We start from the raw sequence: 9,551 nt of genomic DNA on the forward strand, positions 1-9,551 counted from the left end.
ACTAAAAAAATGTATGAGAAAGGAGAGACAGCATGCCTCTCCTCTATATCCATTTCGTATATAAAATTAACGAGTAACGCCACCGCCAAGTTGTTGCTCAGCTAATGATACAAGACGTTTTGTAATTTCACCACCAACAGATCCGTTTGCACGAGCTGTTGCATCTGCACCAAGTTGCACTCCAAATTCTTGAGCAATTTCATATTTCATTTGATCAAGAGCTTGTTCAGCGCCACGTACTAATAATTGGTTGCTGCTTCCACTGTTATTGTTTGACATGTTAATTCACCTCCTTCTTTCTTTCTTTCTTTCTTTCTTTAATATGTTAAATTACATGATAAAATATATAGTTAATTAATTGGTAATTACGACCACGAATTCAAAGGTATAATTGATGCTCTTTAAGCCCAAAATAATAGTGTATAGGAGAACGAAATATAACATACGTGCCATGGGATATCATAAATAGACCTCCATTACAATATAAAACGGGTTACGCTATATAAAAGCATAACCCGTTTTATATGGAATGTTTTATTCAATATACTTTTAAATAGTGGAGGAAAAAAGATGAAACATATTGTTGCTTTATTAATTAAATATACAGCCGTAACTGCGGTATTATTAGTCATACTCGGTATTTTCCAAGGTATTTCAATTCCTAGAGTATTATTAATTTCTCTTTTCCTTACGGGAACTGCCTATTTAATCGGAGATCTCTTCATTTTACCTAAATACGGAAATGCGATTGCTACAATGGCAGATTTCGGTTTAAGCTTCTTCGGAATTTGGTTATTAACATCCTTGTTTACTAATTTAGATGCTACTCGTAATATTGGATTTTCTTCATTTTTAGCTGCTTTAATTATTGGCGGAATAGAAGTTTTCTTCCATATTTATATGCAGAAGTTAGTACTGCGTAATGACAATGAATTAAGAGAACATAATCATATTCACCATGATAAATACGCTATGGAGATATCAGATGAATATATGGATTCTTCCACAATAAATAAGTCCAAGCTTGAGGATACACCTAAAAAATAAAAAAGTGGCCAACGCCACTTTTTTATTTTTGTTTATTACGCTTGGTCAGAATTTCTTACATGTAATGGAGGTGGAACTACCCATCCCTTTTTCTTACTTAAACGTAGCAGAGTTACACCTGCCTGCGCTTTTTTCATATGAAATTGTCCGAATAGCATACCTACATCTTCTCGAAGACATTTTCCCATTACTTGACTACATGTCACAAGTCCAGCTGCTAATCCTGTAGAAACAGCTGCAGCAATTTCAACATCATTAATACGCGCTCCCGGAGGAATGTCTTCAATAGATGCAACTGGACGTTCTGGAGGCGCTGGCGGTAAAGCGACCCCATTAATCTTTAAAAGAGCTTTTAATTCTTCTATTTCCGAATTCATATCATTTTCAATTAAGCCTTCTAAAAACTTCTTCAAATCTTCATCACCTGTGTGATTCATAAACACTTGATGGCTTGCAATTGCACCCTGTGCAGCAAGAAGATAACTCCAAATGTCAAATACTTCTCCGTAATGTAAAGGTTCATTTTGAGGATTTCCACTTAATATACCCATTTTTAAATTCCTACCTTTCGAAAATATCATAATAAATATTGATTTCAATATTGAAATCAAATTTTTAAGTATGCTTTTTCCTGCAAAAGATTTTCTACTATGCATGGAAAACACCTTTCCAACACTGCGTGTTTATTGTTTAGGAAAGTAGTTTACAAATTAAATACTCAAAGATTATGAAAGAAGATTATCAATAATCTTTGAGTGAGAATCTGTTTAATATAAGTTTTTTTATTTTTATGAATACACAAAAGAAATTGATTTACATATTTGCTATATTTTAAGCTAATTTACTTAGCGGTTAGCTCTACCACCAAGTTGTTGTTCTGCCATTGCTACTAAACGTTTTGTAATTTCACCACCAACAGATCCGTTTGAACGAGCTGTTGTATCTGCACCAAGTTGTACACCAAACTCTTGTGCAATTTCATATTTCATTTGATCAAGAGCTTGTTCAGCGCCTCGAACTAATACTTCATTACGACTTCCACTATTATTTTTTCCCATATTGTTTCACCTCCGATGTTTTTAATATGCTACAAATTATGAAATAATAATTATCCTTTTTATGGAAATTAGATTATGAATAAAAATTGATTTTTTTCTTAAAGTAGGGCAAAACATATAAGAAAGAATAACTGATATAACATACTTTCATAACAACACTATGTATACTTTCTAATTCCCTTCAGTAAATAAAAGAAGGATTTCTATTTCACCAAGAGATTAAATAAAATTATGTTTTGAGACATAATTCAAAAGGAGATATGAGATGAAAGCTGTAACCTATCAAGGACCAAACCAAGTACAGGTTAAACAAGTGGATGATGCAAAATTAGAAAAAAAAGATGATATTATTGTAAAAATTACTTCAACCGCTATTTGCGGTTCTGATTTACATCTATATCAAGGCAACATGCCCTTACCTCAAGGATACATTATCGGCCATGAACCAATGGGAATCGTTGAAGAAGTCGGGCCAGATGTCACTAAAGTGAAAAAAGGCGATCGTGTTGTCATCCCCTTCAACGTTTCTTGTGGACATTGTTTCTATTGCCAACATGAAATGGAAAGTCAATGTGATAACTCAAACCCTCATTACGATTCTGGTGGATACTTTGGTTACACAGAGAAATTTGGTAATCATCCAGGAGGACAAGCAGAATATTTAAAAGTTCCATTTGGTAATTTTACTCCATTTGTTATACCGGAATCATGCGAACTTGAAGATGAATCCCTACTATTTCTATCAGATGTTTTACCAACAGCCTATTGGAGTGTAATAAACGCAGGCGTTAAGCCAGGTGATACTGTTATCGTCCTTGGTTGTGGACCTGTTGGATTAATGACACAAAAATTCGCTTGGATGCAAGGTGCTAAACGTGTAATTGCAGTGGATTACTTAGATTATCGGATGAATTATGCAAAAAAGATTAACAATGTTGAGGTATTTGAGTTTACAAAATTTCCAGATATGGGAGAACATTTAAAGGAAATTACACATGGCGGTGCCGATGTAGTCATTGATTGCGTGGGAATGGATGGAAAAAAATCGCCTCTAGAATTTCTGGAACAAAAATTGAAACTACAAGGCGGAACTCTCGGCCCTATTCAAATCGCTACGAAAGCCGTAAGGAAATATGGAACGGTTCAAATGACTGGCGTTTATGGTGGCAATTATAATGCATTTCCACTCGGGGCATTTTGGGTTAGAAATATTAATCTTAAAATGGGACAAGCACCTGTCATTCATTTTATGCCGGAACTATTTGAAAAAATAACAAATAAAGAATTTGATCCAAAAGAGATTATTACACATAAAATCCCCCTTGAAGAAGCGAGCTACGGTTATCAAATTTTTAATAATCGTGAAGATGATTGTATAAAAGTCATTCTGAAGCCTTGAAGCTACAATTCATTATTCTTAATGAAAAGATAAGATTACATTTCGTAATCTTATCTTTTTTTATTAAATGCTAAGTATCTATCCCCTATTTTCATCTCACATCTAAAATAGTTATTTTCAAAAACTTTGCATTTTGAGGTAATAAATAATTGGTAAAAACATGAATTAAAGTATTAAGTAACCAAATAGCGGACACGATAACAATGTTAACTAACTTAAAAGAGGTGTACTTCATGTTTTATTATAAAGAAGAACTGATTAATATTATCAAGCCAGACAAGCCAGATCCAGCTGCCGCAAAAGTTTTACAAGAAATATTAGGTGGGCATTATGGCGAAATGCGTACAATGATGCAATACTTCTTCCAAAGCTCAAATTTTAGAGGGAAAGAGAAGCAATATCGTGATTTACTTCGAGGTGTTTTTTTAGAAGAAATAAGCCATGTAGAACTTGTACAACATACAATTAATCAACTATTAACTGGATCTGGTGAACCTACACCAGGAAATGCAGGTGTTGACACAGCACCACTTGATGAAGCGGTTAAACATGCCAATCCTCATCACTTTATTGTAGGTGCTCAAAGTTCATTGCCCGTTGATGCAGCTGGCAACCCATGGAATGGATCTTGGGTATATAGCCATGGGAATTTAATTAGCGATTTATTAGATAACGTAGTACTTGAATCTACAGGTGTACTTCAAAAAACTAGAATTTATGAAATGAGTTCCAATCAAACTTTTAGAGAAACACTTGCATTTTTAATTGTACGTGATAATGCACATCAAAATGCTTTCGCAAAGGCTTTAGAGACATTGGGTGTTGAATGGGGGAAACTCTTCCCTGTGCCGAACTATGATATTAATAAATACCCAGAGTGCAGAAAGTATGTAGACATGGGATTCCATAACGCACAATTTAATTTTAGCTTAGATCCAACAAGAATGGGAGAAATATTCCAAGGTGAATCACCAAGTAGAAACAAAGGAACATTAGCAGTAACGGACCCGCCAAAAGGTTTTCCTGTACCAGAACTTCCTGAAATGCCAAATGAGCATAGTCCCGGATTAAAAGATATGGATCTTTAAGATCATTATGGCCAACTATTGATTCATGGTTGGTCATAGTTATTTATAAAGATTCATGTAAACTTGTTGTTAACATGATAAGATGTTTTAATAAATCCTCTTTATTTAAAAGTGATGTTGATTATATTGCTGCTCCTCTTAATTTTGTTTCTATGAACTATTAAACGCCACTGTTACTTACTTATAATCTCCCTACCTCTATTCACATATAAAATCCCTATATTGTAAACAAAGAGGAGGGACTTGTCCCCCCTCTTCTTTTAATTTTTCTTTAAAAGAGTTGCTCCTGCAATCCCTGGGTGTGTCATTTCGAATGGATCTAGAATTAACTCTAAGTCCTCTTGTGACAATACACCATTTTTCACACAAAGTTCTCGAACAGATTGCCCTGTCGCGATTGCTTCTTTCGCAACGCGAGCTGCTGCTTCATAACCGATATGAGGGTTCACGGCTGTAATAATTCCTACACTTTTCTCAACATACTCTTTTAAGCGATCTTCATTCGCTTCAATTCCTTTTAAGCAATTATCTGTAAAGGCACGGAAACCATTATTCATAATGCTAATCGATTGCAGTAAGTTGAAAACAAGTACTGGTTCCATCACGTTTAATTCTAATTGTCCTGCTTCTGAAGCAAGGCAAATTGTATGATCATTACCTATTACTTGGAACGCAATTTGATTAATAACTTCTGGCATAACAGGGTTTACTTTCCCTGGCATAATAGATGAACCTGGTTGACGAGCTGGTAACATAATTTCTGCTAAACCAACACGTGGACCTGATGCCATTAAGCGAAGGTCATTTGCAATTTTAGACATATTCATCATACATACTTTCAGTGCTGCAGATACTTCAGTATAAGCATCCGTATTTTGCGTCGCATCTACTAAATCTTCTGCACCAACAAGCGGTAATTTACTGATTGCAGCTAAATGTTTTACAACTGCTTCAATGTATTCTGGATCTGCATTTAAGCCTGTACCAACTGCAGTTGCCCCCATATTTACTTCATATAAATGTTGACGCGATTGTTGAATTCGTTTCATATCACGTTCAAGTACGCGAGAGTATGCTTTAAATTCTTGTCCAAGACGGATTGGCACCGCATCTTGTAAATGTGTACGACCCATTTTAATAACATGGTCAAACTGTTCTGCTTTTAATTCAAATACATCATGCATATAACCCATCGTTTGTAATAAGCCTTCTAATGCATTTAATGTTGCGATATGAATCGCCGTTGGGAATGCATCGTTTGTTGATTGCGCCATGTTTACATGACTATTTGGACTAATATAATGATAGTCTCCCTTTTCCATCCCTAATAATTCAAGCGCACGATTGGCAATGACTTCATTTGCATTCATGTTCATTGAAGTACCCGCTCCGCCTTGGATTGGATCTACGATGAAATGATCATGCCATTTTCCATCAAGAATTTCTTGAGCAGCTTCTGCGATCGCGCCGCCCTTGTTCAATTCCAATCTTCCTACATCTGTATTCGCAAGCGCTGCTGCTTTTTTTACAATTGCGAACGCTCTAATTAAACTTTCATGAATTTTATACCCTGTAATCGGGAAATTTTCAACAGCGCGTAAAGTCTGAATTCCGTAATATGCCTCAATAGGTAATTCCTTTCCTCCCAAAAAATCATTCTCCACTCGCACGTTCTTGTTTGTCATTGCCATTTTAATTTCTCCCCCATATTAAATGTAAAACCTAAATAAATCATATGAAGTCATTACCAATCCTTATCAGATTTTATTGTTAAATCGTAGGCTAAAGGCTCTTCAATAATTTTTTTAATCTCTTCTAATTTATTAGTTTTCCCAAGCGCCCACATCAATTTTGCTATGATGGCTTCCGTATTCATATCTCCAGACAATATTACTTGATGTTGCGCCACTTTCCGTCCTACTTCATAGAGAAGTATGTCTTCTCCTTCTTCCAGGCATTGAGTAGTAATCACTACAGCAATCCCCATTTCAGTCAACTCTTGAATTTTCGAAAGCAAGTTCCTTCCTTCAAAAGGTAATCCACCGTTTCCAAAACTTTCAATAATAATCCCTTTATACAAATCTTTTAAACAATCAAATACCTCAGGCTTTGTACCTGGATACAATTTCATAAGAAAAACATCCGTACATAAATTAGTATTTATTGAAAGTTCACTATGTGAGGAAGTCGGCTTCCAATGATATTTCACTTCATCTTCATTTACCTCAGCAACATATGGATAATTCACACTTTCAAATGCATCATAACTTTTTGTTCGCATTTTAACTGCTCTCGTCCCAATAATCACCCTACTATCAAAAACAATAAACACACCGCCAACATCCTCACAGGCAAACCTAAGAGCATCAGCTACATTTTTCTTTGCGTCTGTCTTTTTAAAACTAATAGGTACTTGTGAACCTGTTAAAACAACTGGTTTTCTTAAACCTTGCAGCATATAAGATAACGCAGAAGATGTATAAGCTAACGTATCCGTTCCATGTGTAATCACAAACCCGTCATAGTCATCATAGTGATTAAAAACAGCATTAGCTATTTCTTTCCAGTGCTCAGGTTGCATATTGGTACTATCAATATTCATTAAGATTTTGCAATCTATTTCTAAGTTTCGAGAAGACTTCGAAAAATAATTCAATAATTCCTCAGCGGACAATCCTGGAACAAGCCCCTCATTCCCCTCCACAGATGCAATTGTCCCACCAGTTGCAAGTAATAAAATTTTCTTCATACACAACCCCTCCATAAAATAAACAACGATATATCGTTCGCGTAATGCGTATTTATATTTATCATTATAGAACTTAATTTGAATTAATCAAGATTTTGTATTCAATACGCGTACTTTTTTTCTATTATTGATTCTTTTTCTATGTTATAATTAATTTAATAAAATTAGATGGGGTATGAGACGAATGCTGGAACGTTTATCTAAATTAAGAAAAAATCAAAAATGGTCCTTACAAGAGACAGCAGATCGACTTGGGATTGCGAAAAGCACCTATGCCGGGTATGAAAATGGTTATAGATTACCTTCATTACAATCTTTATCAAAAATAGCCGATTTATTTGATACATCTGTAGATTATATATTAGGCCGAATTGAACATTCACATCAAAACAAAGATGTAATTGATATTACAAGACTCCTAAACGATCCAGATCCAACACTTTTAATAGATGGAGAAGCACTGTCAACAGAAGAGATAATAGATTTTATTGCTTTTGTGAGAAGTAAACGAGAACTAAGTTCCAAGAGAATAGAAAATATTGAACCAACATGTAAAAGTTGATTCAATAAAAAACGAAGACACTGTACTCTTTAAACTTAGAAATACTTAGACAATTAATTTGCAAACGGTTTATATAATGAATTCTTAGCAGCTGGCCTCACTCGGGGACTTATACTTGGAAACAATCCCATTGGTTATATGATTCAATTATTTTTCATCATTTGTGTAGTGGTAGCAGCTATTTCCGGAGGTTTCACATCCAATAAATCAATTATCATGAAACAAGGATTTCTCGCTATTTTAGCGTTTCTTGCCCTTTTATCTGTCATATAGAACTAAAACTTTTCAATAAAGGAACTCACTTTTGAAGAATACGCCATTCTTTCTGTAAATTTATAAGAAAGAATGGCGTTTTTGTATGTCTATTTCTGTATCGAAAGAATTTGAAAGTATAACAGAATTTAAACAAGAATTAGCAAAGTATATAAAATACTATAATCATGAAAGAATCAAGGAAAAATAAAAGGAAATGAATCCAGTATTGTACTAGGCTCATTCCCTAGAGGCTACTTAATAAACCGACCTTTCTAACTTTCGGGGGCACAGTCTAGTTGAAGTGCTACAAGCAACGAATTTACTATTTTAAAGTTAAGTGTTTAACCTTGAAGTACTTAAATTCTTTTTTCCAGACAAAGCATACATTATATCTTGATGCTTTATTGTCCTCTTATAATTATGTGGTATCGGGAATTTGTTTCGGTGTTCTTTTATTATAATTATGATTACTATAAGTGATAAAGCTACAGGTATAAAAACGATTAACAAAACATCTTAATGTTTATGAAATTCTTTGTTAATCGTTTCTCTTCTCCCTAATCTCCTGCGAGACTATATTTTTTTGTTGAAATTTACCATATCTTATTTGATTTATTCTGTAACACCAGATTGGGTTACTTTTACATCAGCTGTTACACGAAAACGTAAATGTTTATAGGATTCTTCCCATTCTTGACTGTTCCATTTTCTTACGTGAGTTCTACCAAGCTTTCTAAGTCCTATAGGATCTGTGTCTTTTTTAATAAATCTCTTTATCAATGTAGTTGCTTTTTTTTCTATTTCTTTTTCCATAATTTTTTCTAATTTTTTTATTTCTTTAGGATTATCTAGATTTTTTGTTTTTGTAAATTCTTGAATTTCAGCTTTAACTTGAATATGAGCATTTACGAATGGATGCTTACTATTCCCCTCCATCTTATATTTTGTTCTAGCTTTTATATTCTCTATCGTGGCGTAAGTATTTGAGGAACCAGGTAGTTTGAATTGGTATGTACCTTGTTTAAAATTATCTGTCAACAATTTAAATACAAATAAATCTTTAGGGTTTACTTTATCAACCATTTTACATCTTTTAAAAAGTGCTATTCCATCTAACTCCAACACATTACCTTTTTTAGATATTATCGGTAAATATGAATCTCTCGCATCATCATTAAGTTGGTTTAAAAACATAAAAAAATTTGTTTTTGGCTGCGTTCCATTATCCATATTTTGCTCCAGTAAAGAGGATAGATAGGAAGCAATTTCTTTTTCTTCAGAATAATTCCCCTCGTATATTAATATTTAAGCCCTATCTCAGGCTTAGTTTTACTCTCTAATAAGAGTCCAGTAATAAAGAAAATACTTGGACGTCTCAAGATATTTCTAGATA

The 9,551-nt window shown here is 34.0% G+C and carries 9 protein-coding genes and 3 pseudogenes; 6 read left to right on the forward strand and 6 right to left on the reverse strand.

What is annotated here, in order from left to right; all coding sequences use genetic code 11:
- Nucleotides 1–66 precede the first annotated feature (66 nt).
- Complete coding sequence (locus tag MR168_RS30770; protein WP_000069660.1) at nt 67–279, reverse strand: alpha/beta-type small acid-soluble spore protein; 213 nt, start codon at nt 277–279, stop codon at nt 67–69.
- A gap of 291 nt (nt 280–570) precedes the next feature.
- Between MR168_RS30770 and MR168_RS30775 the strand changes: the two genes are divergently transcribed.
- Nucleotides 571–1,047: a YndM family protein gene (locus tag MR168_RS30775; RefSeq protein WP_006920770.1), complete on the forward strand. Its 477-nt coding sequence runs from the start codon at nt 571–573 to the stop codon at nt 1,045–1,047.
- A gap of 35 nt (nt 1,048–1,082) precedes the next feature.
- Here MR168_RS30775 and MR168_RS30780 read toward each other — a convergent pair whose 3' ends face one another.
- Nucleotides 1,083–1,598 carry a DUF3231 family protein gene (locus MR168_RS30780; RefSeq protein WP_001986359.1) on the reverse strand — a complete coding sequence of 172 codons (516 nt, stop codon included), beginning with the start codon at nt 1,596–1,598 and terminating at the stop codon, nt 1,083–1,085.
- Nucleotides 1,599–1,892: 294 nt separating this feature from the next.
- On the reverse strand, nt 1,893–2,105 hold the full coding sequence (sasP, locus tag MR168_RS30785) for a small acid-soluble spore protein, SasP family (protein ID WP_000517671.1): 213 nt from the start codon (nt 2,103–2,105) through the stop codon (nt 1,893–1,895).
- A 265-nt stretch (nt 2,106–2,370) separates the two neighbouring features.
- On the opposite strand from sasP, the gene MR168_RS30790 reads away from it, so the two are divergent.
- Together MR168_RS30790 and MR168_RS30795 are read left to right on the forward strand one after the other, a co-directional pair.
- Nucleotides 2,371–3,504 carry a zinc-dependent alcohol dehydrogenase gene (locus tag MR168_RS30790; protein ID WP_000649085.1) on the forward strand — a complete coding sequence of 378 codons (1,134 nt, stop codon included), beginning with the start codon at nt 2,371–2,373 and terminating at the stop codon, nt 3,502–3,504.
- 233 nt (nt 3,505–3,737) lie between these two features.
- The gene (locus MR168_RS30795) at nt 3,738–4,592 is read left to right on the forward strand and encodes a manganese catalase family protein (RefSeq protein WP_000500358.1); all 855 of its coding nucleotides are present in this window, start codon (nt 3,738–3,740) and stop codon (nt 4,590–4,592) included.
- A gap of 260 nt (nt 4,593–4,852) precedes the next feature.
- Here MR168_RS30795 and aspA read toward each other — a convergent pair whose 3' ends face one another.
- Nucleotides 4,853–6,283, reverse strand: a complete 1,431-nt coding sequence (gene aspA / locus MR168_RS30800; protein ID WP_103597424.1) for an aspartate ammonia-lyase — start codon at nt 6,281–6,283, stop codon at nt 4,853–4,855.
- 53 nt (nt 6,284–6,336) lie between these two features.
- Nucleotides 6,337–7,341 (reverse strand): asparaginase, encoded by a 1,005-nt coding sequence (gene ansA / locus MR168_RS30805; RefSeq protein WP_000722302.1) that lies wholly within the window; start codon nt 7,339–7,341, stop codon nt 6,337–6,339.
- 184 nt (nt 7,342–7,525) lie between these two features.
- Here ansA and ansR point away from each other — a divergent pair, with 184 nt between their 5' ends.
- The 3 genes and pseudogenes from ansR to MR168_RS30820 all read left to right on the forward strand — a co-directional run.
- A complete protein-coding gene (gene ansR / locus MR168_RS30810; RefSeq protein ID WP_000893569.1) occupies nt 7,526–7,903 on the forward strand; it encodes an HTH-type transcriptional regulator AnsR in 378 nt (125 codons plus the stop codon).
- Between the two features lie 57 nt (nt 7,904–7,960).
- Nucleotides 7,961–8,176: pseudogene (locus MR168_RS30815) on the forward strand (DUF1304 domain-containing protein); the annotation flags it as partial.
- Between the two features lie 103 nt (nt 8,177–8,279).
- Nucleotides 8,280–8,366 (forward strand): annotated as a pseudogene (locus MR168_RS30820) (IS3 family transposase); the annotation flags it as partial.
- A 404-nt stretch (nt 8,367–8,770) separates the two neighbouring features.
- Here the strand turns inward: MR168_RS30820 and MR168_RS30825 are convergent.
- Nucleotides 8,771–9,457 (reverse strand): annotated as a pseudogene (locus MR168_RS30825) (Ger(x)C family spore germination protein); the annotation flags it as partial.
- Between the last annotated feature and the right edge of the window lie 94 nt (nt 9,458–9,551).

Origin of the sequence: Bacillus cereus group sp. BfR-BA-01356, from assembly GCF_022663635.1 — a bacterium.
GTDB lineage: Bacteria > Bacillota > Bacilli > Bacillales > Bacillaceae_G > Bacillus_A > Bacillus_A cereus.

Bases quoted from the DNA above. Each gene is read 5' to 3' on its own strand.
- MR168_RS30770 (WP_000069660.1), bottom strand. From the start codon at position 279: ATGTCAAACAATAACAGTGGAAGCAGCAACCAATTATTAGTACGTGGC.
- MR168_RS30790 (WP_000649085.1), top strand. From the start codon at position 2,371: ATGAAAGCTGTAACCTATCAAGGACCAAACCAAGTACAGGTTAAACAA.
- sasP (WP_000517671.1), bottom strand. From the start codon at position 2,105: ATGGGAAAAAATAATAGTGGAAGTCGTAATGAAGTATTAGTTCGAGGC.
- MR168_RS30775 (WP_006920770.1), top strand. From the start codon at position 571: ATGAAACATATTGTTGCTTTATTAATTAAATATACAGCCGTAACTGCG.
- MR168_RS30780 (WP_001986359.1), bottom strand. From the start codon at position 1,598: ATGGGTATATTAAGTGGAAATCCTCAAAATGAACCTTTACATTACGGA.
- MR168_RS30795 (WP_000500358.1), top strand. From the start codon at position 3,738: ATGTTTTATTATAAAGAAGAACTGATTAATATTATCAAGCCAGACAAG.
- ansR (WP_000893569.1), top strand. From the start codon at position 7,526: ATGCTGGAACGTTTATCTAAATTAAGAAAAAATCAAAAATGGTCCTTA.
- aspA (WP_103597424.1), bottom strand. From the start codon at position 6,283: ATGGCAATGACAAACAAGAACGTGCGAGTGGAGAATGATTTTTTGGGA.
- ansA (WP_000722302.1), bottom strand. From the start codon at position 7,341: ATGAAGAAAATTTTATTACTTGCAACTGGTGGGACAATTGCATCTGTG.